General features: G+C 63.1%; 22 protein-coding genes. 9 read left to right on the top strand and 13 right to left on the bottom strand.

All coding sequences use genetic code 11. The features are described 5' to 3' along the window. Nucleotides 1-102 precede the first annotated feature (102 nt). Complete coding sequence (locus IE097_RS16895) at nucleotides 103-705, bottom strand: DedA family protein (protein WP_189462044.1); 603 nt, start codon at nucleotides 703-705, stop codon at nucleotides 103-105. Between the two features lie 232 nt (nucleotides 706-937). On the opposite strand from IE097_RS16895, the gene guaA reads away from it, so the two are divergent. Next, nucleotides 938-2,506: a glutamine-hydrolyzing GMP synthase gene (gene guaA, locus IE097_RS16890; protein ID WP_189462043.1), complete on the top strand. Its 1,569-nt coding sequence runs from the start codon at nucleotides 938-940 to the stop codon at nucleotides 2,504-2,506. A 313-nt stretch (nucleotides 2,507-2,819) separates the two neighbouring features. Here guaA and IE097_RS16885 read toward each other — a convergent pair whose 3' ends face one another. Together IE097_RS16885 and IE097_RS16880 are read right to left on the bottom strand one after the other, a co-directional pair. After that, nucleotides 2,820-4,577 carry a P-loop NTPase fold protein gene (locus IE097_RS16885; protein ID WP_189462042.1) on the bottom strand — a complete coding sequence of 586 codons (1,758 nt, stop codon included), beginning with the start codon at nucleotides 4,575-4,577 and terminating at the stop codon, nucleotides 2,820-2,822. A 390-nt stretch (nucleotides 4,578-4,967) separates the two neighbouring features. Then, the gene (locus IE097_RS16880) at nucleotides 4,968-5,768 is read right to left on the bottom strand and encodes an alpha/beta fold hydrolase (protein WP_189462041.1); all 801 of its coding nucleotides are present in this window, start codon (nucleotides 5,766-5,768) and stop codon (nucleotides 4,968-4,970) included. A gap of 17 nt (nucleotides 5,769-5,785) precedes the next feature. Here IE097_RS16880 and IE097_RS16875 point away from each other — a divergent pair, with 17 nt between their 5' ends. After that, nucleotides 5,786-6,826, top strand: a complete 1,041-nt coding sequence (locus IE097_RS16875) for a LysR family transcriptional regulator (protein WP_229797644.1) — start codon at nucleotides 5,786-5,788, stop codon at nucleotides 6,824-6,826. A 280-nt stretch (nucleotides 6,827-7,106) separates the two neighbouring features. On the opposite strand, the gene IE097_RS16870 is transcribed toward IE097_RS16875, so the two are convergent. Beyond that, nucleotides 7,107-7,715, bottom strand: a complete 609-nt coding sequence (locus IE097_RS16870) for a hypothetical protein (RefSeq protein WP_189462040.1) — start codon at nucleotides 7,713-7,715, stop codon at nucleotides 7,107-7,109. Nucleotides 7,716-7,786: 71 nt separating this feature from the next. After that, nucleotides 7,787-8,392 carry a TetR/AcrR family transcriptional regulator gene (locus tag IE097_RS16865; RefSeq protein ID WP_189462039.1) on the bottom strand — a complete coding sequence of 202 codons (606 nt, stop codon included), beginning with the start codon at nucleotides 8,390-8,392 and terminating at the stop codon, nucleotides 7,787-7,789. Nucleotides 8,393-8,514: 122 nt separating this feature from the next. On the opposite strand from IE097_RS16865, the gene IE097_RS16860 reads away from it, so the two are divergent. Both IE097_RS16860 and IE097_RS16855 read left to right on the top strand, forming a co-directional pair. Then, entirely contained in the window at nucleotides 8,515-9,804 is a 1,290-nt protein-coding gene (locus tag IE097_RS16860; protein WP_189462038.1) for an MFS transporter, read from the top strand. Between the two features lie 147 nt (nucleotides 9,805-9,951). After that, on the top strand, nucleotides 9,952-10,986 hold the full coding sequence (locus tag IE097_RS16855) for a hypothetical protein (RefSeq protein WP_189462037.1): 1,035 nt from the start codon (nucleotides 9,952-9,954) through the stop codon (nucleotides 10,984-10,986). Nucleotides 10,987-11,026: 40 nt separating this feature from the next. Here IE097_RS16855 and IE097_RS16850 read toward each other — a convergent pair whose 3' ends face one another. Together IE097_RS16850 and IE097_RS16845 are read right to left on the bottom strand one after the other, a co-directional pair. Next, nucleotides 11,027-12,229: a DUF1501 domain-containing protein gene (locus IE097_RS16850; RefSeq protein ID WP_189462036.1), complete on the bottom strand. Its 1,203-nt coding sequence runs from the start codon at nucleotides 12,227-12,229 to the stop codon at nucleotides 11,027-11,029. Further along, nucleotides 12,222-13,679 carry a DUF1800 domain-containing protein gene (locus tag IE097_RS16845; RefSeq protein WP_189462035.1) on the bottom strand — a complete coding sequence of 486 codons (1,458 nt, stop codon included), beginning with the start codon at nucleotides 13,677-13,679 and terminating at the stop codon, nucleotides 12,222-12,224. Before IE097_RS16845 ends, IE097_RS16850 begins: the two co-directional genes overlap by 8 nt. Before the next feature lie 228 nt (nucleotides 13,680-13,907). Here IE097_RS16845 and IE097_RS16840 point away from each other — a divergent pair, with 228 nt between their 5' ends. From IE097_RS16840 to IE097_RS16825, 4 genes are all read left to right on the top strand, one after another. Continuing rightward, on the top strand, nucleotides 13,908-14,108 hold the full coding sequence (locus tag IE097_RS16840; RefSeq protein ID WP_189462034.1) for a hypothetical protein: 201 nt from the start codon (nucleotides 13,908-13,910) through the stop codon (nucleotides 14,106-14,108). 208 nt (nucleotides 14,109-14,316) lie between these two features. Further along, nucleotides 14,317-15,432 carry a sigma-54 interaction domain-containing protein gene (locus IE097_RS16835; protein ID WP_189462033.1) on the top strand — a complete coding sequence of 372 codons (1,116 nt, stop codon included), beginning with the start codon at nucleotides 14,317-14,319 and terminating at the stop codon, nucleotides 15,430-15,432. A gap of 111 nt (nucleotides 15,433-15,543) precedes the next feature. After that, on the top strand, nucleotides 15,544-16,749 hold the full coding sequence (locus IE097_RS16830) for an MFS transporter (protein WP_189462032.1): 1,206 nt from the start codon (nucleotides 15,544-15,546) through the stop codon (nucleotides 16,747-16,749). A 205-nt stretch (nucleotides 16,750-16,954) separates the two neighbouring features. Then, nucleotides 16,955-17,290 (top strand): DUF2325 domain-containing protein, encoded by a 336-nt coding sequence (locus IE097_RS16825; RefSeq protein ID WP_308429729.1) that lies wholly within the window; start codon nucleotides 16,955-16,957, stop codon nucleotides 17,288-17,290. Nucleotides 17,291-17,342: 52 nt separating this feature from the next. On the opposite strand, the gene IE097_RS16820 is transcribed toward IE097_RS16825, so the two are convergent. Further along, entirely contained in the window at nucleotides 17,343-17,735 is a 393-nt protein-coding gene (locus IE097_RS16820) for a VOC family protein (protein WP_189462031.1), read from the bottom strand. Between the two features lie 210 nt (nucleotides 17,736-17,945). Between IE097_RS16820 and IE097_RS16815 the strand changes: the two genes are divergently transcribed. Further along, the gene (locus IE097_RS16815) at nucleotides 17,946-18,350 is read left to right on the top strand and encodes a VOC family protein (protein ID WP_189462030.1); all 405 of its coding nucleotides are present in this window, start codon (nucleotides 17,946-17,948) and stop codon (nucleotides 18,348-18,350) included. A gap of 163 nt (nucleotides 18,351-18,513) precedes the next feature. On the opposite strand, the gene IE097_RS16810 is transcribed toward IE097_RS16815, so the two are convergent. The 5 genes from IE097_RS16810 to IE097_RS16790 form a co-directional block, all read right to left on the bottom strand. Continuing rightward, the gene (locus tag IE097_RS16810) at nucleotides 18,514-20,523 is read right to left on the bottom strand and encodes an alkyl/aryl-sulfatase (protein ID WP_189462029.1); all 2,010 of its coding nucleotides are present in this window, start codon (nucleotides 20,521-20,523) and stop codon (nucleotides 18,514-18,516) included. A 911-nt stretch (nucleotides 20,524-21,434) separates the two neighbouring features. Next, nucleotides 21,435-22,778 carry an LLM class flavin-dependent oxidoreductase gene (locus IE097_RS16805; RefSeq protein ID WP_189462028.1) on the bottom strand — a complete coding sequence of 448 codons (1,344 nt, stop codon included), beginning with the start codon at nucleotides 22,776-22,778 and terminating at the stop codon, nucleotides 21,435-21,437. 90 nt (nucleotides 22,779-22,868) lie between these two features. Further along, nucleotides 22,869-23,792, bottom strand: a complete 924-nt coding sequence (locus IE097_RS16800; RefSeq protein WP_189462027.1) for a TauD/TfdA dioxygenase family protein — start codon at nucleotides 23,790-23,792, stop codon at nucleotides 22,869-22,871. Between the two features lie 128 nt (nucleotides 23,793-23,920). Next, entirely contained in the window at nucleotides 23,921-24,886 is a 966-nt protein-coding gene (locus tag IE097_RS16795; RefSeq protein WP_189462026.1) for a TauD/TfdA dioxygenase family protein, read from the bottom strand. A gap of 26 nt (nucleotides 24,887-24,912) precedes the next feature. Then, the gene (locus IE097_RS16790; RefSeq protein WP_189462025.1) at nucleotides 24,913-25,179 is read right to left on the bottom strand and encodes a hypothetical protein; all 267 of its coding nucleotides are present in this window, start codon (nucleotides 25,177-25,179) and stop codon (nucleotides 24,913-24,915) included. Nucleotides 25,180-25,230 lie beyond the last annotated feature (51 nt).

The following is a 25,230-nucleotide window of genomic DNA, read 5'->3' as shown; positions in this document are numbered from 1 at the left end:
AAATTCTCGGCTTTTAGCCGCAAGGGCGCTATTTTAGTCAATCGCTATATAACGGCAAAATCTTTCTGGAGATAAACAAATCTCACAAGGGAATTATGCACCTCAACTGTAATCATCGTCCGGGCGGGCACTTTCGGGTCCGCGGTTCGGGCGGCTGCGCCGGCGCAGCCGCCGCAGGACGGCGATCAGCACGCAGACGGTGACGATGCCGATCAGTGCAAGCCGCTCGTAGCGTTCGAAGTCGGTAAACAGCCACTGCATCGACTGGCCGAACGCATAGCCGGCACCACCGACCAGTCCGGCCCACAGCGCGGCGCCGAGCAGATTGAACGGTGCAAAACGCCAGAACGGCAGTCTGCTGGCGCCGATCGTCACCGGGCCGACAATGCGCAGCCCGTACATGAAGCGGATGCCGACGATGAGCCAGGAATGGTAACGGTGCAGCAGTGCATTGACGCGGTCGACCGCCGGCCGGTAGCCCGGAAAACGTGCAATCAGCCGCGGGCCGTAGCGGTGGCCGAGCAGGAAGAAGAGCTGGTCGCCGAGCGTACCGCCGCAAAATGCCACCAGCAGCACCAGGGGCAAGGAGAGATAGCCCTGATGCGCGGCAAAACCGGCGAGGATCAGCAGCGTTTCCCCTTCAAGCAGGCAGCCGATGAAGAGGGCGAGGTAGCCGTATTCGGCGAGCAAGTGGGCAAACGGCATGGGTCATTCCGGCTTCGAGGTGGTCCGGGCCAGCACGGCATTCGACGGACAAGTTCAGCGCATGCGGACGGCGCAGGCGAGGCGCGATGCGACGCCGAACCCCGGCGGTTTCCGCGCCTTGCCCGGATCAGGCCGACGCCCCGTTCCGCGCCGGGAATCGGCCGTGCTCGCGGCAAGTGCTTTATCGCGTTAAAATAATAGGTTACCCGTCACCTGAAATCTGGAACCGGCAATGGATCAAGCCCTGGACAAAATCCTCATCCTCGACTTCGGCTCGCAAGTCGCCCAGCTGATCGCACGCCGCGTGCGCGAAGCGCATGTGTATTGCGAACTGCACCCGTTCGACATGTCGATCGACGCCATCCGCGCGTTCAACCCGAAGGGGATCATCCTGTCCGGCGGCCCGAACTCGGTCTACGAGAGCGATTACCAGGCCGATCCGGAACTGTTCGAACTCGGCGTGCCGGTGTTCGGCATCTGTTACGGCATGCAGTGGATGGCGCAATCGCTGGGTGGTCAGGTCGATGCCGGCCACCTGCGCGAGTTCGGTTTTGCCGAAATCCGCGCCCGCAACCACAGCAAGCTGTTCAACGGCATTGAAGACCGCGTCGGCGAGAACGGCGAAGGTTTCCTTGAAGTGTGGATGAGCCACGGCGACAAAGTGACCGCGCTGCCGGACGGTTTCAAGATGATCGCCGAAACGCCGTCGTGCCCGATCGCCGCCATGGCCGACGACGACAAGGGTTTCTACGGCGTGCAGTTCCACCCGGAAGTGACGCACACGCTGAAGGGCCGCGAAATGATCAACCGTTTCGTGCTCGAGATCGCCGCGTGCAAGCCGGGCTGGACGATGCCGAACTACGTCGATCAGGCCGTGCAGCGCATCCGCGAGCAGGTCGGCAGCGACGAGGTGATCCTCGGCCTGTCCGGCGGCGTCGATTCGTCGGTGGCCGCGGCACTGATCCACCGCGCGATCGGCGACCAGCTGACCTGCGTGTTCGTCGACAACGGCCTGCTTCGCCTGAACGAAGGCCAGCAGGTGATGAACATTTTCAACAAGCACCTCGGTGTGAAGGTGATCCACGTTGATGCGACCGCTCAGTTCATGGGCCACCTTGCCGGCGTGAGCGATCCGGAAGCCAAGCGCAAGATCATCGGCCGCGAGTTCGTCGAAGTATTCCAGGCCGAATCGGCCAAGCTGCCGAACGCCAAATGGCTGGCGCAGGGGACGATCTACCCGGACGTGATCGAATCGGCCGGCGCCAAGACCGGCAAGGCGCACGCGATCAAGAGCCACCACAACGTCGGCGGCCTGCCCGATACGCTGAAGCTGCAGCTGCTCGAGCCGCTGCGCGACCTGTTCAAGGACGAAGTGCGCGAACTCGGCGTCACCCTCGGCCTGCCGCACGAAATGGTCTACCGCCACCCGTTCCCGGGCCCGGGCCTCGGCGTGCGCGTGCTCGGTGAAGTGAAGCACGAGTACTGCGAGCTGCTGCGCCGTGCCGACGCGATCTTCATCGACGAATTGCGCGCTTTCGACTGGTACGACAAGACCAGCCAGGCGTTTGCGGTCTTCCTGCCGGTGAAGTCGGTCGGCGTGATGGGCGACGGCCGTACCTACGAATACGTGGTTGCGCTGCGCGCGGTGCAGACCAGCGACTTCATGACCGCCAAGTGGGCGGAGCTGCCGTACGAACTGCTCGGCAAGGTCTCCAACCGCATCATCAACGAAGTCCGCGGCATCAACCGCGTCGTTTACGACGTCAGCGGCAAGCCGCCGGCAACGATCGAGTGGGAGTGACGTTCGTTAGCTATCGCTAACTATTGATAGCTTTCAGAGTGTTGAAACCAAGCCCTTCCTGGCATTGCTCGGGAAGGGTTTTTTTTGTATTTGTATCAAGCTGCATGAAATGACGGTTTTTTTGACGGTATAAAATCTTAGATCAGTAATTAGGTAAAAAAATACCGTCAGGTCCTTGATGACGCTGACGGTATTTTTTCGTGCATTGATGGCTCTAGGTCTAAAGCGAATGTCGAAGTCTTTTGGTTACGTGAGCATCAAAGTAGCGGGAGGGCGGTGCTAAGTCGCTGATCATTCACTACCGGTGTAGAAACTATGGCGCGGCGGCTTCACCTGCAACCATTGCCGCGACAGGAGTGATTAACTCGGACTCCATCTTGCGTCCATGGAATAAGCTGCGAATCAGCTTGCTGAGACGGCTGTCGGGATCGCGCTGAACGATCGTTCTGCTGGCATCTAGGAAAGATTGGGGCGCACCTCCGAAGTGAGGGGCATACATGCCGCGGTTTGTGAGGAGTTCCATGCTTTGCAGTAAGATGAGCTTCAAGTCGGCACCGGTGGTTTGGGCAATCGCCGCTTCGTAGTCGGCCGGGGTCACTGACTTCATAAACGTGGTCTCACGTGGTCCCCAACCTTGATCTTCACTTATCTTTTTGCACACTTCGAGCAGCGTAGTAGTGGATTGTCGCCGCGCTTGCACTGCTCGAATCTCAGCTTCGATTTTTGGATGTAGAGGCTGACTGAAGAAGTTGAAGTCCGGGCTCAGATCCGGCTCGTGGCCAGGTGGATGCTGACGTTGAAATGTGATCAGCCAATTGTCGATTAGGTCTTGAGCCAAGCGAGCTCCCCCTGCCAGATCCATTGCCTGATCGTGCAAGGTAGTCACCGCGAACATATCTAGTAGGCCTACGTCTGGGAGCAATGCCCTGAGTTCGTCGAGTAATTCGGCCTCCGTAAGATCCACTCGCCAGATGCTGCGGTCGAAAAACTCACGCATGCGTCGTCGAGTAGCCAGCATCTGTGTTTCGGTCATATAACGGTCGATAATCCTGCCCACCAACTCGCCTTCGATCAAACCAGATTTCAGGTAGCCAACCACGAGAGCCTCAAATTCGTCCGGACTGTGGACTCCGAGCTTGTCCAACAACCGTCCCCAGCCTTCCTTTGCCTTAACCTCGGGCGTTTCCTCCTCACCTTGCTTTCTCGATTCGCGCTTCATTATGTCGGCAACTCTGCCTTGGAAGCCGAGTACGAAATCGAAGTCAGGGCCGTCATCGAGTCCTTTGTAGTGAATGGCGCTGAGGAGCGTTGCCGAAGGAATGACGCGGAGAAGCACCTCAGGAGGTAATGGCTCTCGGTTAGCCAGCAAACGGTTCACTACTCGTATGATCTTCCGAATGATACGAATGTTCGCAATCTGGCATGCTTCGACAGCAGACTTTATATGCGCGCTATAGCTCGTGGGGGTTAATGCTGCAGCAATATCGAAGGCCTCTGAAGGTGAGGTGTCTAGCCGAAGTTCGTGGTCAATTACCTTTTCTCGGAACAACTCCCAAAGTTTCTTGTCCCCGAGGTGATCGCTGTTGAGGATTAATAGAATGCGGCAATCTAAGTTTTGTACGCAGTCATCAACGAAGCCCAGTATTTCATCGATACTCAACTTGTCGTGCTTTCGCTCGATGTCGTCGATTACGATGAAGCGACCTTTAATCATCATCGGTGCCGCGATTAATGCCAACTCGTCAAGGGCAGAGAAGCCGGAGTGAATGCTTTTGAGTATCTTCTTGGCCCCGCTGTATCCGTTCTTAATGGCCTCGGCTAGCGAATCACCTGATTTGAGCTCGGGCAGAACGCCCTGAGCGATCTTCAGTTTAAGTTCTGCGATGGTGCTCAATCCGAACAAGGATGTGTAGATAGCCCCTTCGACCTCCTTATCGGTGGTGCCCGCTTGCTGCACCTCTTTCCAAAGGTGACTCTTGCCGGTCCCCCACTTCCCAGAGAGCGCGATGACGCGGTTGTCAGCGTCCCCAACTAGTTCGATGAAGTTCTGTTTGCATTTCGCTAGTGTCACGTTTGCTCCTTCGACCGCTCTCATAACTTGGGTGGGTCAGCTTGGTTATACCTTATGAAGCTTCGACAATTTTCGGCTTAATGTCAGCGAAATTATTTGTTTTTACTACTTTAACTTGTGGCATTTGCTGACTCAACCAGAAATTTATCAAAGTCTAGATGACGGATTAAATGGCGTAACTCGGTAGCAATGGGTTTGACGGTATTTTTGACGGTTAATCCTTGATGTGAATAAATTAATCACAATAAAATCAATCGCTTGTGATGGTGTTTGATGATGGAGTGGGAGTGATTCCGCTCTTCGATCGCTGATCGCTGAATGCAAAGCCCCTTCGCTCGTGCCGAAGGGGCTTTTTTCTTGGGGTGACCGGCACCGGGTTCTCCGCGGCGCTCAGCCTGACGGTTGCAGGAAACCCGTCAACGTGGCCAGAAATGCATCGGGCAGCTCGACGTTGGTCATGTGCACCGCCGGCAGGATGACGAGTTCGGCGCCGGGAATGGTGGCTGCGATTTCCTCGCCGTGGCTGGCGAGCGTGACCGTGTCGTACTGCCCGGCGATGACGAGGGTCGGCCTATCCACAAGGGCGACGGTGCGGCGCAAATCCATGTCGCGGACGGCGGCGAAGTTGCCGGCGAGGCCTTGCGGCGACGTCGCCAGCACCATGTTGCGGAAGCCGTCGACCACGGCGTTCGGCGTTTCCCGCATCGCCGGCGGAAACCAGTTGCCGATGAACATACCGGCCATGTCCGACATGTCGTCGGTATCCGCCAGCCCGCGAATCATGGCGTCGAACCGGTCGGCCGTTTCAAGGTAGGGCGAGGTGTTGCACAGGATCAGCCGGCGGATCCGGTCGGCGGCATGAATGCCGAGCCACTGGCCGACCATGCCCCCGAGCGACAGGCCGCAGAAATCGACACGCCGGATGTCCAGCGCGTCCAGCAGCTCGACGACATCACGGCCCAGCCTGTCCAGCGAGTAGGCACCGGCCGGTGCGGCGGATTGTCCGTGACCGCGCATGTCGTAGCGCAGCACACGGAAGTGGTTGGCGAGACTGGCGATCTGCATGTCCCACATTTCCAGCGCCGTGGCGATCGAGTTCGACAGCATCAGGACCGGCTTGTCCGCCGGCCCGTCGAGGCGATAGGCGATCCTGCAGCCGTCGCCGGTCGTGAAGAAAAGACGATTTTCCATGTTGCCGCATCCTTTTGATGGCGTTGTCGGACGGGACGTCGCGGCGGCGCATCCGCACCACCGAGCACCCGGCGAAACGAAGCCTAGTTGCGGTCTTGCCCATAAAAAATTACAAAGATTCTAGATTCTTTGTAGGTATTTCAAACATGAGCGATTTCACGCTGCAAGAGCTGCAATGCTTCGACGCTGTGGTCAGTACCGGGGGCTTCCAGTCGGCGGCTGCGGTACTGCATCGGTCCCACCCCGCAGTGTTTGCCGCGGTCGCCAAGCTGGAACGCCAGCTCGGTCTGCGCCTGCTGGATCGCAGCGGCTATCGGGTGCAGGCGACCGACGCGGGGCGATCGTTCCTGCTGCGCGCCCAGACCTTGCTGCGGGAAATGGAGGGCCTTCAGGCGCACGCGGCCCAGCTGGCGATGGGCGAGGAGAGCGTGCTGCGTGTGGTGATCGGCGACGTGTGTCCGCGGCCGCCGATCCTGGCGTGGTTGAGCCGCTTTTTCGCGCGCTGCCCGGTGACGCGGCTGGACCTGCATTTCGAAGCGATCGACGGGCCGCAGGAACGCCTTTTCGACAACGATGCCGACCTGATCCTGCACCACGCGGACCGGAGCGACCCGCAGCTGGAATGCATCGCGCTGGGCGAGATCCCCTTCATCCCGGTGGTCGCAGCCGGCTTTTTGCCGTTTCCGGTCTCGTGCGACATCACGCCGGCCCGGATGCGCGGCTTCACCCAATGCGTGATCCGCAATACCGCGCAGCATTCGGTTGCCCGCAACTATTTCATCATCGAAGGGGCGCACCAGTGCACGGTGGCCGATCAGCCGATGAAAAAGGAACTGATCCTGCATGGCATGGGATGGGGGCATTTGCCCGGCTTCCTGATCGACGAGGAGTTGCGCGACGGCCGACTGCTGTCGATCGCCGGGGACTACCTGCCCGGCAATGTTGTCGAGCTGGTCGCGGCACGCCGTCGAGACCGGCCTCACGGCCCGGTCGCGCGGCGACTTTGGGACGCCATTCACTCGGACTCGGCGTTGTTGCGGCAAGGCATGGCGATCTAGATGCGCCGGTCAGGCGCCGAACGCCGGGCCCGGTGCACGATCCATGCAGCTGGTTGCCTCCGGCGCATCCATTGGCCAGCGCTGCAGTGGCGATTGGCCGGTGGCGTGGGGCCGGTTCCGACCCGATGATGCCTTAGGATCATGCTGCTGCCGGGCATCGGGCTTTTCCCCGGGGGTTGAAAAGACCGGCGCACGTTTCGGCAAGCAAAATAGCGTGGATGACCGCAGGCATTCAAGCCATTGCCTGAAGACAACAACGCCGACCAAATGCCGGATATTGTCAGATTTTGGGGCCGGTATACGGGTCCGGCTTGTTCAGCTCCTTGAGCAGGTCCTTGCTGCAAACATCGTACGGTTGCGGTGTTACCGTGCCATCGATACCGATTACATCGATCTTGAGATAGCAGCGTTTGTTCTCGATGTGGAGAAACGCTTCGTAATTCCTGCCGGGTTGCGGTGTGAACGTTGCAGGTGGCGGGAAGCAATAGCTGTTTGGCGAGCCGAAATGCATCACCACCGTCAGGGGAACGCTGGCAGGAATGACCTTCTCGGTAATCGTTTCCCCGTATCCCAGGTTCTTCGAGTGCGCCGAGTCAGGCATGCCGATGCTTTTGACCTGATGATCGCCAAGCATGGACTTGAAACTTTCCAGATGACTACCGGAACCGCTGACGACATCAGCCTTGGTCGCGGTGTTGCAGTCCTTGCCGGGATAGAGCCGGATTGAACCGCCGTTGTTGCCGTACAGGCGGACGCGTGCGGTGGTGTCCGGGTTGTACTTGTCCCTTTCTGCAGTGTCGAGGGTGGGGGCGGAACTGCAGGCTTGAAGGAGCAGGCTTGCTGCGAGCAGGCCGATCTGGATACGCATGGTTTTGTCCGTGTAGGGCATGGAATCAATCCGGACAAAATATTAGCGGTTGTTAATTCTTGAATCCAGAAAGCATCACGAAATGTGTTTGCTTACGACAGCATCGCGGCGGCGATCAGAAGATCGGCCGTCGCCGGTAGCGCTGAAAGCAACTCGGTTTCGGGGGCGTAGGTCTGGCTGGCCGCATAGGCACCTTCGATCAGCAAGGCCAGGCCTTTCGCCAGTGCGGCCGGATCGCGCGCGCCGGCGCGGGTCGCGAGTTCGGTCAGTTTTTGCAGCAGCTGGCGTTTGTTGTCGGCCACGAAGACACGGGCGAAATGCTCGCGCTCCGGATACTCGACCGCGATGTTGACGAAGGGGCAGCCGCGATAGGCCGGGTTGCCGGCGCGCTCGGCCAGATCGGCGAAGAACTGCCGCAGCGCGGCGGCGGCGTCATGAGGATGCAGCTCGAGGCTGGCGTCGACATAGCCCCAGAAACGGTCGTCGCGACGTTGCAGGTAGCGCCGCAGCAGTTCGTCCTTGGAGCTGAACTGCCGGTACAGGCTCATCTTGTTGACGCCGGCCTCCCTGACCACGGCGTCGACGCCCACATTGCGCGAGCCTTCGCGATAGAACAGCGTTTCGGCGGCATCGAGGATGCGGGCTGCCGCAGTGTCGGCGTCGACGATGGTACGGGGCGGTTTGGCGGTGGTGTTCATGGCAACGGCCTGGATGAACGGACGAGGGTGTCGCTTGACATATTACCGCTCGGTACATAGCATCGGCAACGTAATGTTACCGGTCGGTAACATCGTCAACTCACTGCATTCAGGATGTGCCGATGAAACGCATCGCCCACAGGTTCGAAGGCCGGCTGCACTACGGCTGGATCGTCATCGCCGTCACGTTTCTGGTGATGCTGATCACCGCCGGCACGCGGGCGACGCCGAGCGTGATGATGGTGCCGCTCGAGCACGAGTTCGGCTGGAGCCGGGCAACGATCTCGGCGGCACTGTCGATCAATCTGGCGCTGTTCGGGCTGATGGGGCCGTTTGCCGCGGCGGCGATGCTGCGCTTCGGCCTGCGCCGCACGGTGCTGACCGCGCTGACGGTGCTGTCGGCCAGCATCGCGCTGTCGAGCCTGATGCAGGCGACGTGGCAGCTGCAGCTGATCTGGGGGCTGATCGTCGGCTGTGCGACCGGCGCGACGGCGATGACGCTCGGGGCGACCGTGGTCAACCGCTGGTTCGTGCAGCGGCGCGGTCTGGCGATGGGACTGCTGACCGCCAGCTCGGCCACCGGCCAGCTGGTGTTCCTGCCGCTGCTGGCGGCGCTGACCGAGCACCAGGGCTGGCGCCCGGCAGTGCTGACCGTGGCCGCGGCGGCAGCGGTGGTGATTCCGCTGCTGGCCTTCCTGCTGCCGGAAAAACCGGCCAGCGTCGGCCTCAAGCCCTACGGCGCGCCCGAGGATTTCAGCGATGTCGCGGCGGCCAGGCGCAATCCGATCGCCATTGCCTTCGGCGCACTCGGCAAGGCGGCAAAGACGCGCGATTTCTGGCTGCTGTTTGCCAGCTTCTTCATCTGCGGCGCCAGCACCAACGGTTATATCGGCACCCACTTCATCGCCATGTGCGGCGACTACAACATCACCCCGGTGAAGGGGGCCAGCATCCTCGCGGCAATGGGGCTGTTCGATCTGGTCGGTACGACGATGTCGGGCTGGCTGTCCGACCGCTACAACGCCCGGACCCTGCTGTGCTGGTATTACGGCCTGCGCGGGCTGGCGCTGCTCTACCTGCCGTACGCCTTCGGTTTCGGCCTGATGGGGCTGCCGCTGTTCTCGATGTTCTACGGGCTGGACTGGGTGGCGACGGTGCCGCCGACGGTGAAGCTGACGACCGAACGCTTCGGCAGCGCCGACGCACCGGTGATCTTCGGCTGGATCGTCGCCGGCCACCAGCTGGGTGCTGCATTCGCGGCGCTGGGCGCCGGGCTGCTGCGCGGCAGCCTCGGTTCGTACACTGCGGCAACGTGGATTTCGGGCGGTCTGTGCCTGATCGGCGCGGTGCTGGTGTTGCGGATCAATCGTGGTGTGGGCCACCAGCCGATGCCGGTGACTGCGCATGCTTGATCGATTGAAGAGGCCAGGGCGTGTGTCGCTGTCGTGCCGATGAATGCTCCGGTGGCTTGCGTTCATTTTTCGGCTTATGCCAATGTGCTTGGCGGCGTTTGCCGGGGAACGCCGACCCGATCGGATCACACAGGCACGGAGCAGTCCATGAACGTAGAGCACCTGCATATCATTACGATGAATACCGACCCCATGGTTCGCCAGAGTGCCATGGGGTTTTTATACAAGTACATGATGCGGCCGGGTATTCGGTCGATCACGGTGGCCCATATCGGGAACTCGTCGTGGGCATTGCAGCTGTTGAGCCGGTTCACTCGACACGATGACGGAATCGGCTGGGTGGCCGATGCGAAGGTCCATCAAGACTGGCTGGACGGCAACGTGTCGCATCCGGCGTCGGTAGACGAGAGTCGACTGAGCGAAATCGGCGTGTTGGCGGCAAAGAACGCCGGTACCGCACAGCCCCATTCCAGGATGCATGTGAACGGTGCCATCGTCGTGGTGCATGGCACGAGCCACGATATCGACGGCCAGCAGCCGGAGCTTGTTGCGAAGGGCTTTGTCAGGTTGACGAAGAAGGGCGATCTGCCGGTATTCGACAAGATCGTTTTCAATGCGTGCCGGATCGGCAAGACCCTGACGCAGGCGACGCAGCTGTTGGCCGGCAATGCCGCCGTGTACTGGGATTTCTCGAACCGGAAAGGCCGGAAAAAAAACGGAAGTACTGCTGAGGTCAAGGCATCTCACGTATTCACGTTCAATCCTGAAAAGGGTCTGGAATATGAAACGGAAACCGCTGAGTTACTCGGTAAGAAACTCGATCAGGAACTGGTCGCGAAAAAAGAAGATGTGCTGGTCGATCAGATCACGATCGATCAGGGGTTTTACAACTGCATATATCGCTTCTTGAACGTTTACGGTACCGGATGCAATCACAAACAGATCATGGTGGCCGGATATGATGTGCCATTGACCGCTGCACACCCGGACAAATGGGGCGGGGTCATAGACGGCGCCCAACTGCTGGAAAACAGTGGCCGGAAAATGCTGCAGGATGCGGACGACAACTATCGACCGACTGCGTGGGTGCAGGGGCAGCACAAGGTTGCTTATGCCTTCACGCGCAACGGCGAGACCAGCACGCTGGTCGAGCTGAAGCAGCCGGGCTGGTCCGATCGATGAGGGATCCGGTGCCGGGTGGACTCGGGCACGCTGGGCGCGCTTAGAGCAACTTCAAGTCGAGCGGCGAAGCACCGGGGAATACCGCCGCCAGTTGTCTGTCGTTCAGGCGGTAGTGCGGTTTCAGCACGCCGCCCAGCACACTGCGGTACTCGTTCAGCACCGGGTAGTCGCGGTTCTGGAACAGCGTTGCCTCGCTGAGCGCGATCTGCCGTCCGGCGATCCGTCCGCCGCGCACGCTGCCGCCCATGACCCAGTACACGGTGCCGTGGCCATGGTCGGTGCCCCGGTTGCCGTTCTCTCGGAAAGTACGGCCGAACTCCGACACCACGACGACCACGGTATCGCGCCAGGCCGGGGCCCCCAGCTCGTCGCGGAATGCCGCAAGGCCGCGGCCGAGGTTGCCGAGCAGGTTGGCCAGCTGGCCCTGTGCGCCGCCCTGGTTGACGTGGGTGTCCCAGCCGCCGACATCGACGAAGCCGAGCCGGTACTGGTCGCGCATCAGCGTCGCCATCCGCCGCGCCTGCTGCTCGAACGCCGCCGACGATGCCGCGCCGCGACTGGCCGCCTGCATGTCGCCGGCCAGCATGCGCGCCACGTCCTGGCGCATCTCGAGGCCGGCGCGGACGCGGTCTTCGAGCGGATGTCCCCGGTACAGGTCGGCAAGCAGGGCGCTCTGGCGCGGATCGAACGGCGCGGTCGCCGCGTCGCGCAGCGCCAGATTGGGGATGCGGTCACCGCCGGCAAACACCGCCGGCAGCGCCGCAGTGAAGGCGATACCCGGCGTGGTCTGCAGCACGCGGCTGAGCCGACCCAGAAAGCCGCTGCGGGATGCCAGCGACGCGGTGTCGGGCAGACCGGCTTCGATCCGGTCCTGCGTTTCGAAGTGGCTGCGCGACGTGTCGTCGGTGCCGGCAAACGGGACGAAGGCCAGCTCGCCGGCCTGCCAGAGCGGATACAGGCTGTCCTGCAGCGCCGGGTGAAGCCCCCACTGGTCGTCGAGCTGCAGCGCCGCTGCCGGATTGTCCGTATCGGGCGTGGCGATGGCGATGTTCGGCCGCAGCCGGTAGTAATCGTCGCTGCGGTAGGGCACCAGCACACTGGTGGCGTCGTAGGCGCCGCGCAGGAAGACCAGCAGCAGCCGTGGCGCGGCGGCCGGGGCGGCCCAGAGTCGTGCGGGCAGGCTACCGGCAAGCAGGCCGGCACCGAGTCCCTGCAGCAGCCGGCGGCGGACGGGGTCAGTCATGGTTCATCTCCGGGGCGGACAGCCAGAGCAGGTTCCATTCGGTCGGCGAGGTAGCGCGGTCGAGCACGTTGCGCGTCTGCACACCGGCCGATTGCGCGAAGCGCCACTGGTACGACGGCGTGGGGGTGCTACTTGGCGCCAGCGGCGCCCGTCCGCCGGCGATGGCGCGGGCGACTTCGAAGCGTTTCACCATCTGGCCATCGCTGGCCCACGCATCGCCATCGAGCGGGTAGCCGTCCGGCGTCAGCCGGCCGTACAGTGGTTCGCCCTGCTGGTTCAGCCAGTTGATCGCTGGCTGCACATTGCCCAGCGTCTGGCCGTCGTACCCCTGGCGCAGCGCCGAGACGACGTAGCGGTACGGGTCGGTGTAGAACGGCGGCGCGCTGCGGGCCTGGGGCGAGCGGAACAGCACGCGCACCGTGGCGGCGATGTCGCCGTCGCTGCGCTGGAAGGTCTCGGTCATCCGGGCGACGAGCTGCGGATCGGCCGGGCTGCCAAGCAGATAGGTCGCCAGTTGCTGCGAGATGTGGCGGGCGGTGGCCGGCTGGCGGCACAGCAAGGTCACGGCGGTCTCGACCTCGTCGAACCCGGTGCCCTTGATCGTCTGTCCCAGCAGCACCTTGTCGCCCCAGTCGTGCCGGCGCGGAATGAATTCGAACGCGCCTTCGTGCAGATAGCCGGGCTGCATCGCCGCGCGCGGCCGCGCTTCGCCGCGCAGGTTGACGCTCACGCCGGTGAGAATGCGTGCCAAGGCCTGCACGTCGGCCTGCGTGTAGCCGCCGTCGACGCCGAGCGTGTGCAGCTCCATCAGCTCGCGCGCGTAGTTTTCGTTCAGCTTGCCGGCGGCGTTCTGCGCGTTGTCGAGGTAGACCAGCATCGCCGGGTGCTTCAACGTCGCCATCACCAGATCGCGGAAACGGCCGAGCGCGTAGGGCCGGATCGCGTTTTCCTCGTAATCGGGAATCAGCAACCGGCCGTTGTTCTTGCCGGAGAACACGTTGAAATGGTTGAACCAGAACCACACCAGTTTCTGCCGCAGCGGATCGGGCGAATGGATCGCGCGCAGCAGGTTGCGCTGCATCGCCTGTTGCAGCACGTCCTGCTCGAAGGCGCCATGAGCCTTTTTCGCCGCCTGCTTGTCGGCATCGCTTTGCGCGGCGTCGATGGCGGCCTTGAGCGTGTCGGCTTGGGCGAAGAGGGCTGCGATGCCGGTGCTGCTGATCGGCATCGCATCGATTTGAGCCTGCACGCTGGCCGGCAACGGTTGCTCCGGGCCGAGCTGGGCGTCGAGATAGCGCGATGGACCGAGCCTCTGCAAGGACTGCACCGCGGCGGCATCGACACCGAATCCGGTGCGTTGCAACCAGCGCAAATCGTCGCCGCCGGCCCGTACCGGCGCGGCGCCGGCCATCAGTGCCGCAAAGGCCAGCGTGAACAAGGCACGATGCATGGCGCGCTCCCGTGTGGTTTCGCACTCAACGCCGGCCCGGGGCTTTCGTTGACGGCGGCGGCTGTGGCGCGGTTGTCATTGCGCCCGCATTCGGGAATACACTGCAATATCGCTGCCATGTTCGGCGTGCAGTGTCGCGTCATCGCCTGCATCCCTGCCGGAAAACGCAATCGACATGCCGTGTCCTGGCAGATGCATGTAGGCTGACCATCTCAGCTCCTGGAGGACATGACGTTGATTACCAAGTCGGAGTCGTATCTGGATGCGGTGTATGGCGCGGCAATCCGCAGAGAGCGGGCGTTGTCGAGCGAAGACCAGGCCAAAGGGCAGCTGAAGAAAGAGGCCTTCCTCAAGGTGCGCCAGATGCGCTGGGCGCACGAAGACCGCCTGCTGGCCGAAGCGCCACGCGAGGTCTGGGAAGAAGACTAGGCCGCCGTTCCGCTGCTTCGGCTTCAACGTGCACCGCCGGCCGGGGCCGGCGTCCGTTTCCTGACTGCTTGCTGTTTTTATTCTGCACGATGATTAAGTTCTAATTCTTAATTATTTGTTGGAATAAGAGCGGCGCGGTAAATTGCCTTACGCAACAATCGTAGGGCGCAACGTCGCAAGACCGGTCGCCTGAACCCAGGAGACCCGAATGGACGCCAGCCCGACCCTGCTTTCCTTCCCTGGTGGCGACACGCCGCTGTCGATCCGCGCCAAGGCCGCGGTATTCGCCGACCAGACCTCGCGTGCCCTGCTGCAACAGCTCGAACGGATCGCCCCCTCGACGATGCCGGTGCTGGTGATCGGCGAGACCGGCACCGGCAAGGAGCTGATTGCCCGGCACATCCACCAGCTCAGCGGCCGCAAGGGACCGTTCGTTGCGGTCAACTGCGGCGCGATCAGCGAACAGCTGGCCGAGAGCGAGCTGTTCGGCCATGAAGCCGGCGCTTTCACTGGTGCGGTGGCGCGGCGCGAAGGCTGGTTTGAAGCGGCCCACCACGGCACGCTGTTCCTCGACGAAATCGGTGATCTGCCACTGCCGCTGCAAGTGAAGCTGCTGCGGGTGTTGCAGGAAGGCGAGGTCGTCCGGGTGGGAGCCCGCAAGCCGATTCCGGTCGACGTCCGCCTGCTGGCGGCGACCAACGTCGACCTTGGCGATGCGGTCGCGGCCGGCCATTTCCGGCTCGATCTGCTGTACCGGCTCAACATTGCCCAGTTGCGGCTGCCGCCGCTGCGCGAACGCCGGGGCGACATCCTGCCGCTGGTCGACTACTTCATCGGCCGCTACAGCCAGCGCCTGCAGCTGGCGCAGCCACAGCTGTCGGACGATGCCACGCAGGCGCTGCTCGACTACGGCTGGCCCGGCAACATCCGCGAGCTCGAGAACGTCGTGCACTTCGCGCTGCTGGTCGCCAGCGGCGGCGAGATCCGCGCCGAGCACCTGAAACTGGCCGGTGCGCCGACCCGGGCGGCATCGTACGCGGGAGAGGCGCATGCGCCGACGCAGGCCGGCGGGCATGTCCAGGCGCCGCCGCTCGCGGCGATCGGCCAGCAGCTGCGTGCGCTGTTTGCCGCCGGCCAGCCGGGGCTGTTCAACGAGCTGGAGCGGGTGATCCTGAACGAGGCTTACCGCCACAGCGGCTACAACCAGGTCCGTGCTGCGGCGCTGCTCGGCATCTCGCGCAATGTGCTGCGTACGCTGCTGAAGCGCCACGGCATGCTGCGCGACAGCGAGCCGGCATGGCGCGGTGATGCGGTCGCCGCCTGAGGTCGCCGTAAAAAGTTGTCTTTTTTATTGTTTCATCGGGTAATGTGTCAACCTTGCCCGCTGTGCCGTCGTTAGGCGGGAAGTCCTTCCCGCCTTTCGCCGTCCGAGTCCATGTCCGCCGATTCCCTGCGTCACCACCGTCCCTTCCTCGCCTTCTGGTCCGCGCAGGTCATGACTGCCGGGGGCTTTCAGGTCCTGACCGTCGCGATCGGCTGGCAGATGTACACGCTGACCGGCAGCGCGCTCGATCTGGGTCTGACCGGCCTGTTCGAGTTCCTGCCGCGCGTGCTGTTCATGCTGCAGATCGGCCATGTCGCCGACAAGTACGAACGGCGGCTGATCTGCGCGCTGACCAAGGCGCTGCAGGTGGCCGGCGCGCTGCTGCTGTTCGCCGGCAGCATCGGCGGCTGGCTCAACCGCGAGACGATCTTTGCCGTCGCCTTCCTGCTCGGTACGGCGCGGGCGTTCGAAATGCCCGCCATGCAGGCCCTGCTGCCGGGCATCGTTCCGGCGCCATTGCTGCCGACCGCGGTCGCCGCCGCCGCATCGGCGCGCCAGGCCGCCATCATCATCGCCCCGGCCATTGGCGGCTTTCTGTACGCGGTCGGGCCGGACCTGACCTACGGGCTGTCGGCACTGGCGTACGCGGTCGCGACCGGACTGATGTTCGCATTGCCGCAGCAGAAACCGCAGGGCGGGGCGCAGAAGGCGACGCTGGACAACCTGCTGGCCGGCATCCGCTTCATCCGTTCGCGCCCCGACATCTTCGGTGCCATCTCGCTCGACCTGTTTGCCGTGCTGCTCGGCGGCGCGACCGCACTGCTGCCGATTTTCGCCAAGGACATCCTGCATACCGGGCCATGGGGGCTGGGGCTGTTGCGCTCGGCGCCGGCGGTCGGGGCGATCGCGACCTCGATCTGGCTCGCGCATTTTCCGCTCAGGCAGCGGGTCGGCCGGACGATGTTCATTGCCGTCGCCGTGTTCGGTGTCGCGACCATCGTCTTCGGCCTGTCGACGCAGTTCTGGCTGTCACTGGCGGCGCTGGTCGTGCTCGGCGTGGCCGACATGATCAGCATGGTGATTCGCGGCACCTTCGTGCAGCTGGAAACGCCGGACACGATGCGCGGCCGGGTCAGCGCAGTCAACGGCCTGTTCATCGGCGCATCGAACCAGCTTGGCGAGTTCGAGTCCGGCGTCACCGCCGCGCTGCTCGGACCGATGCTGGCCGTCGTGCTCGGTGGCGTCGGCACGCTGGCGGTGGTCGTGATCTGGATGCGGCTGTTCCCGACGCTGGCACAGCGCGACACGCTGCACTGAGGGGGGGCGCCGGCCGGCCTGGTGCGGCGAAATCCGGCCTGCCTTGCGTGCTCACCGCGCGGATGACGGCTTCAGGCTGCTTGTCCGTTCTCTTACTGCCTGTTGTTGTATGTGTTTTTGTGGAATAACAAAGTAAATCCATATTCTTTGTTGTTCTATTTGCGGCCGGCTAATCTGGCACTACAGCCCGCGCAAGGACAACAACATGACCGCTCATGCCACGCAGGCCGCCGCGCGCGCCGACGCGCTGCAGGCCTATATCGTCGGTGCCGATTCGCTCGGCAACATTCCCGATGTGCTTGCCGATTACGGCATCCGCATCGGCCACCACATCACCGGTCGCAATCCCTCGCACCAGCGCCGGCCCAGCGGCATCAAGGGCATGGACATCGTCATCCTGTTCACCGATTTCCTCGGCCACAACGTGATGCGCAACTACCGCTCGGCCGCGCAGGCCGAGAACGTGCGCTTCGTTGCTTGCCGCCGTTCGACCTGCGCGCTGGCGGCGTCGCTGGACCGGATCGGCGCACAGGCGCGCTGACCTGGCGGTCCTGACGGTTGTTCCGGCGACTGCGGGGCAAGCCGGCCGACGGCTAGCCGGCCATCGGCGTGCACAGCTCGACCAACACGCCGTCCGGGCAGCGGACGTAGGAGACGGTCTGGCCCCAGGGCTTGCCGGCCGGCGCCGCCAGCTCGGTTGCGCCGGCGTTGACCGCCGCGGCGTGCGCCGCAGCGACGTCGTCGGTCACCAGTGCGATCTCGAATCCGAGCGGTCTGGGCGAATCGTGCGCGGCAACGTGGCCGCCGGGAAAGTTGGCGTCGCCAAGCGCATGGTCGGCAAAGGCCAGCGTGGTTTCGCCGGTATCGAGTTCGCCATAGCTGCCCGATTCGTGCAGGAAGCGGCGTGTCAGGCCGAATGCCGACTCGTAGAACGTCAACGATGCGGCAACGTCCGGAACGTAGATGATGGTGTAGCCGAGCTTCATGGTTCTACCTCGCGTCGATGATCGGAATGGGGGGGCTGCGGCGAGCGATGGCCTTGGCGTCAGCTTGCACTCGGCGTATTGGAACCTGGAAACAACTTTCATATATTCCAAAATTTCCTGAAAGAATCGGATTGGCTGGCAATGACATTGTGATAAAAAGGGTGTGCGGGGTGCCATGACGGCGCCCGTTCCTACCGAAAGGATGCACCCATGGCCCAGCAAGTGTTCATCAATCTCGCGGTCGACGACCTCGAGCGGTCCAAAACCTTCTTTGCCGCGCTCGGCTACAGCTTCAACGCGCAATTCACCAACGAGAGCGCCGCCTGCATGGTCATCAGCGACACGATCTACGTGATGCTGCTGGTCAAGCCGTTCTTCCAGAGCTTTACCGACAAGGCGCTCTGTGACGCAAACACGCACACCGAAATCCTGACCTGCCTGTCGTGCGAGAGCCGGGAGCAGGTCGATGCGCTGGTCGCCAAGGCGCTGGCTGCCGGCGGCAAGGCATTGCGCGAGCCGAAGGACTACGGCTTCATGTACGGCCACGGTTTCGAAGACCTCGACGGTCACCTGTGGGAGCTGATGTACATGGACCCTGCACACGTTCAGTCGTAAGTCGGCCTGCGCAGGACCTCCGGTGTCCGGCACGGATGGCGAGGTCGTGTTTTCGACAAGCAAAAGCCCCGGTCAATGTCGACCGGGGCTTTTGCTTGCAGGGAATCCCGTGCCGATGCGTCGGGTGGTGGCCCGCATGCGGGTCCGCCACCCTTGGCCAGCGTTACCTGATCCGGTTTTCCGGTTGCAGTGGCAGTACCAGGTTCATGTTGTTCTTGATGCTCAGATCGAACAGGCCCGGCAACGTGTTGAGCACCTTCGTATCGCCGCTCACCTTGGCCTTGCCGCCCTTGACCAGATCGTCGAGGGAGGTCTTGCCGGCGAGGAAAGCCAGCAGGTCCGGTTTGGCGATATCGAGCGACACATCGGCGTTCTTGGCGCTGAAGTCGCCGAGAGTGTTGAACACGCCGTTGTGCAGATCGATGCTGTAAGGCTTCTCGCCCGCCAGGTTCAGGTTGATCACGTGGTTGCCCACCTTCTCGGCCTTGATCTGGTCGATCGTCATGCCGAGGTACGGCATGAGCATGTCACCCGGTAGCCCGGCGATCACTTCCGGCGATGTGGTCGACAGGTTGTTCGGCACATTGCCGCCTGCACGCAGCTCCTGCGCTCCGGCAAGGTACCAGTTGCGGTTCAGCGCGGTCTCTTCCTGATAGCCCAGCTGCTCCAGCGCGTCGGCCATCAGCAGCACGGCCTTCTGGTTCTTCGGGTTCGACGCGACGATGTTGTTCAGCAGCTCGGTCGTGAAGCGGTAGTCGCCCTTGTTGAAGCTCTTGAGTGCCGCATCCAGCACCTTCTGCTCGCCACCGAAAGCCTCGACGTAGCGCTGGCCGCGCTCGGCGTCCGGATAAGCCGCCAGCTTGGCCGCATTGCCGTCATACCAGCCCAGGTTGCGGATGTAGGTCGACTTCAGGTTGTTCTTGGTATTGCCGTAATACGGGCGGTTGTCCCAGTTGTTGAACACCGACTTCGGCAACTTGGCGTTTTCGGCAATCTCGTCCGGACCGTAGCCGTAGTTGGCATAGCGCAGCGTGGTGTCGTAGAGCGACTGGTAAGCATCGCGCTGGGTCTTGAGGTACTCGACCACGTTCTTGTTGCCCCAGGCCGGCCAGGTGTGCGGGCCGAACTGCACTTCGACCTTGTCGCCCCAGCGGCCCAGCGTCTGGTTGATGTACTTGGCCCAGGCGGCGGCGTCACGGATCTGGGCGCCACGCAGCGTGTAGATGTTGTGCTGCAGGTGGTTCACGTCTTCGGCCATCGACAGTGCGTTCCACTTCGGAATGAACATCACCATTTCCGACGGTGCTTCGGTGTGCGGCACGAGGTAGAACACGAAGTCGACGCCGTCGATCTTGACGGTTTCGCCATCCTTGGTGATGTACTTGTTCGGAATCGGCAGCGACGACTTGTCGTTCGCCAGCGCCGGGCCGAGTGCACCCGTCACGATGCCTTTCTCGTTGACCTTGAGCACGTTGCCGTACTGGTAGCCGGCACGGCGGGCCATGATGTTGCCGGCCATCACGTTTTCGCTCACGGCTTCTTCGACGAAGCCTTCCGGCGCGATCACCGGCAGCTTGCCGCTCTTCACGTCTTCCGGCGTGGCGAGGCCCGCCGCATAGATGCCCTCGAAGCCGCCGAAGTGGTCGGCGTGGCTGTGCGAGATGATCACGCCCACCAGGGCGCGCTTGCCGCGGTTCTTTTCGTACAGATCGATCGACGCCTTGAGGGCCTTGCCCGAGTACTCGACGTCGTAGAACACCATGCCCTTGTCGGTCTCGATGATGGTCAGGTTCGACAGGTCCTGGCCGCGTACCTGGTAGATGTGGTCGCTGACCTTGTACAGACCGCCACGGTTCACCAGCTGGGCATGGCGCCACAGGCTGGGGTTGACCGAATCAGGCGCTTTCTTGTCCTGCATGTAGTTCATACCGGTGGCGCTGAAGACGCCGTCGATGTCGCCGTTGTTCAGCAGCGGTGCGATGAAGCCGCGGTCGGCATCGGTAAATGCGGTCTTGTTGCCGAAGTCGAGTTCCTTGTACACCTGCTCGTTGGCTTGTTTGGTGTAGGAGGTCGCGTTCTTCGTCTGGGTATTGAAGTCATAAGCCATGGCCATGTTTGACACCACAACCATCGAGAACACGGCGGAACAACCGAGCATGCGCTTCATTTTCATCGGGACAACTCCTTGTGGAAACCTGCTGGAACATCAGCTGGGACGTGATTCGAAACTCGGGCACGCTTTCGCGGCTGACTGTCATTGTGTTGTTAAATAGTTGTTAAATGCAACTATATGAGTGATTGCTGTGATTCCGGCGGCATGACGCATCCGCACCGCCGCAAACGCGCAAGGCCGCAAAGGCACGTATTGCGGTGATCCGCCCCGGTGCTGCGGAGGCTCCGTTCGGGACGCCGGCAAGACACCGGACCGGCTGGCACGGATAGCGGCCATGGCACGGCGCCGGTTGCCGGCAACGCCGGTCGGCGAAACCGGGGTCGTTGCCGAGCCGTGATCGGGGCGGACGGGGCGTTTCATGATTCGTTCGCGTCGCGCGGATCGGCGCAGCCATGTCGCTTCGGGTTGGTACTTCGGTTCATGGGCATGCGCCGGTCGCCGGGTGATATTGCACTGGAAAGAATGCAGGCGATGCATTCGTGAAAGGTTAGCCGATCAACCCGAATATTTTCCATAGGGAATATTAAATAATTCACATATGTTTCTTTTGATTCACTATTTTCATGCTTTCTTTGAGTGTCGAGATGTGCATGCCAGGCGCCGGATTCCGACCGATGTCGTGCCCGGCGCAGTCTGGCGGCCTGGCCGGCGAAGCGGGGTGGACGCCGGATCCGGGCGTCTGGCGATGCGCCGGGCGACAGGGCGCGCGAATGCGGTCTGCCCCGGCGAAGGACCGCTTGGTGCGGTCCGGCAGGCAGTCCGGCGCGGCATGTCTGAGCCGGAATCGCCATTTGCCCGGGGGCGCGCCGAAGCGGGCCAACGGGTAAAAATGCTTGCGCTCGGCATGGCAACCGGTGGGCAAGCAGTAGCCCCGGAACGCCGTGCGCGTTCCGGGGCGCTGCGTGACCGGATCAGGCGGCAATCGCCTGCGGTCGCGCATGCCGGCTGGCCGGCCGCGGCAGCCCCAGGTGCTCGCGCAGCGTCGTGCCCTGATACTCGGTGCGGAACAGGCCGCGGCGCTGCAACTCGGGGACGACGAGGTCGACGAAGTCGTCCAGCCCGGTCGGCAACACCGGCGGCATCACGTTGAAGCCGTCGGCGCCGCCTTCCCTGAACCACAGTTCGAGCTGGTCGGCGATGGCCGTCGGCGTGCCGACGACGGTCCAGTGGCCGCGGGCACTGGCGACGCGCAGCGCCAGCTGGCGGATCGTCAGCCCGTCGCGGCGCGCCAGATCGATGACCAGTGCACGACGGCTCTTGTGGCCGTTGGTTTCCGGCACTTCGGGCAGCGGACCGTCGAGCGGGTAGGCCGACAGGTCGAAACCCAGTTGTCCCGACAGCAGCGCGACGCCGATATGCGGATCGATCAAGGCCTGCAGCCCGGCGTACTTGTCCTGCGCCTCGGCCTCGGTACGGCCGATGATCGGCGAGATGCCGGGCAGGATTTTCAGTGCATCGCGCGTTCGGCCGTAGCGCGCCAGCCGCGATTTGACGTCGGCATAAAAGGCCTGTGCGTCCTCGAGCGTCTGCTGGGCGGTGAAGATGACCTCGGCCGTCTGCGCCGCCAGCTCGCGTCCGGCTTCGGACGAGCCGGCCTGGACCACGACCGGATGGCCCTGCACCGGTCGGGGGATGTTCAGCGGGCCGCGCACGCTGAAGTGCTCGCCCTTGTGGTGCGTCGGGTGCAGTCTGGTCGCGTCGAAAAACTGGCCGCTCTGCTTGTCGCGGATGAAGGCGTCGTCGTCCCAGCTGTCCCACAGCGCGGTAACGACGTTGTAGAACTCGCGGGCGCGCTCGTAGCGCACCGCGTGGTCGAGGTGGGCTTCGCGGTTGAAGTTGCGCGCTTCGGCGTCGGTGGCCGAGGTGACGAGGTTCCAGCCGGCGCGGCCGCCGGAGAGGTGGTCGATCGACGCGAACTTGCGCGCCAGATGGTAGGGCTCGTTGTACGTCGTCGACGCGGTGGCGATCAGGCCGATGTGCTCGGTCACCGTCGACAGTGCCGACAGCAGGGTCAGCGGCTCGAACTGGCCGATCTGGCCCGAGCGGCCGATGACTTCGGCCGGATAGTCCCAGACGGCGACGCCGTCGGCAAAGAACACGCCGTCGAACTTGCCGCGCTCGGCGGTCTGCGCCAGCCGCTTGAAGTGGGCGAAGTTGAGGCCGGCGTCGGCCTGGGCATCCGGGTGGCGCCATGCGGCGACATGGTGGCCGCTGGTCAGCAGGAAGGCGTTGAGGTGAAGCTGGCGTTGGCTCATGACAACCTCGTCGGAATCTCGTCGGAATAGGGGGCACGGTGGCGACCGTGGAAAGCGCGGCCGGGCCGTCCGGCCCGGCCGGTTCGTGGATTACGCAGCCTTGTCGGCCGGAATCTGCTCGTTGTTGGCCGCCGGTGCGAACTTGGGCACCTTGCTGACCGTGCGGCTGGTCTGGCCGTCGACCGACACCGCCGGCACGCCGGCGACGGTGACCCGGTGCAGCACGCGGTGGGCGTCGCCGTAGTCGTTGATCGCGTAGTGCTGGGTCGCGCGGTTGTCCCAGATCGCCACGTCACCGGCCTGCCAGCGCCAGCGCACGGTGTTTTCGAGCCGGATGACGTGGCTCTGCAGCACCGCATACAGGTGTTGCGAATCGGCGCTGGTCAGGTCCTTCAGCTTCTTGAAGAAGTGGCCGAGCAGCAGATTGCGCTCACCGGTTTCCGGATGGACGTGGACGACCGGGTGCTCGGTCTCGTACAGCGTCGAGGTGAAGACGTTCTTGTAGCGCTCGATTGCCTCGGGGCTGACGTTCTGACGGTAGCTGGCGTAGTCGTACTCGTTGCTGTGCACGGCCCAGAGTTTGTCGGCGAGTTCGCGCAGCGGCGCCGGCAGGTCGAGGTAGGCGGTGTGGGTATTGGCCCAGACCGTGTCGCCGCCGTGTTCGGGGATCTTGATCGCCCGCAGGATCGACGCCTTCGGATAGGCGTCGACGAAGGTCACGTCGGTATGCCAGCTGTTGGCGCGACCGCCGTGGGCCGAGTCGAGCTCCAGCACGTAGTCGGTGCCGTCGACGGTCGGCACCGTCGGGTGGGCGACCGGGTCGCCGAGCAGTCCGGCGAAGGCCTGCTGGCCGGCGTCGTCGAGCTGCTGGCCGCGGAAGAACACGACCTTGTGCTTGAGCAGTGCCGCGTTGATGTCGGCGACCGTGTCGGCGGACAGCGTGCCCGACAGCTGCACGCCGCGGATTTCGGCGCCGATGCGGCCGGCGATCGGGTGGATGGTGATCTGGCTCATGACGAACTCCTTAAGGGTAAATGGGGCAAAACACTCGAACTGCGGGATGACGCGCTGGTACTCGAATTGCGAAGGACTCCGGGCTGCATTCGGGCGCAGCCGGTGAAGGCATGCGCCCGAAGGCCGGATCAGAACGGGCGCGAGCCGGCGATGCTCACGCGCTTCAGCACGCGGCGTTCGTGCTCGGGGAAGGCGGTGCGCGAATGCAGCGTGGCGCGGTTGTCCCAGAACACGATGTCGCCGAGCGTCCACTTGTGCTCGTAGCGGTATTGCGGCTGCTGGATGTGGGCGCGCAGCCTGGCGATCAATGCCTGGCCGACGGCCGGATCGACGCCGAGGACTTCGTTCTCGGTGTGCGTCGACAGCCACAGCACCTTCTTGCCGCTCTCCGGATGAGTGCGCACCAGCGGCGCCGGGAAGCCCGGTCCGAGCGGTTCGCGGTCCGGCGTGCGGTAGGCCGGCCACTCGGGCGACTGGCCGCGCTGGGCGCGGCGGGCGTTGTCGACGATGCGCAGGAAGGGGTTGTAGGTGATGTGCTGCAGCCCGGCGATCTGCGCCTTGGTCTCGGCGTCGAGGTCTTCGTACGCCTGATGGATGTTGTAGAAGCTGGTGTCGCCGCCGGTGCCCGGCAGCTCGACCGCATGCAGCAGCGAGCCGGCCGACGGAATCGGCGTCCACTGGTGGTCGGCGTGCGGCGTCAGTTCGCCGTTGCCGGTGTAGCCGCCCGGCGCGTTCGACACCGGCACCACGTCCGGCGTCTTGCCGCCATCGCTCGACGCCAGCACCGGCACGTCCTCGGGCGGGTTGAACACCGAGCCGAAATAGGTCGCGAAGGTCAGCAGCGCGGCTTCGGACAGCTGCTGGCCCTTGAAGATCAGGATGAAGTGGTCGTGCTGCGCCTGCTTGAGCCGGAGGATCGTTTCGGCCGCTTGCGGACGGTTGGCGTCGAGGCCTTCGACAATCGCGCCGAGCGCGCCGTCGTTCTTGCGGATGGTGATCTGTTCGGGCGGCTGGATCGCATCGGGGCGGCCGGTGGCATTGAGTGCATAGAAAGCACGCGAGAGCTGGCTGGTCAGCGGCGGTACGGCGGTCATGCGGTTCTCCTGTTCGGTCGTGGCCCTCACCGGGCTTGCCACTCCTTCAGCGAAAAGCGTGCCAAACGCAACCAATCCAGCGTTGACGCGGCTTGCGTCGTTTTCGGCGCCGCGCAGCCGGAAAGACGTTGTTGAAATCCGGACACCGTGGTCAGCAGCGCTGCTGGATTTGCAGCAACGGTGCGCGCTGCCGGGTGGTTGCTGATTTCGCAGCAGGCTGTTGCGCGCTCATGTTGCAAACCGGGCAGTCCGGATTTTTTATTGCCGATTTTTCTAATGAATTTCGCTGGCATGCATTTCGCTTATATGGATGCGACGACGTCCCCGCACAGGGACGCGCATCC

It is taken from the genome of Jeongeupia chitinilytica (genome assembly GCF_014652315.1).
GTDB lineage: Bacteria > Pseudomonadota > Gammaproteobacteria > Burkholderiales > Chitinibacteraceae > Jeongeupia > Jeongeupia chitinilytica.
The sequence above is the reverse complement of the archived record's forward strand: the minus strand, read 5'-3'. Positions and strand labels throughout refer to the sequence as shown.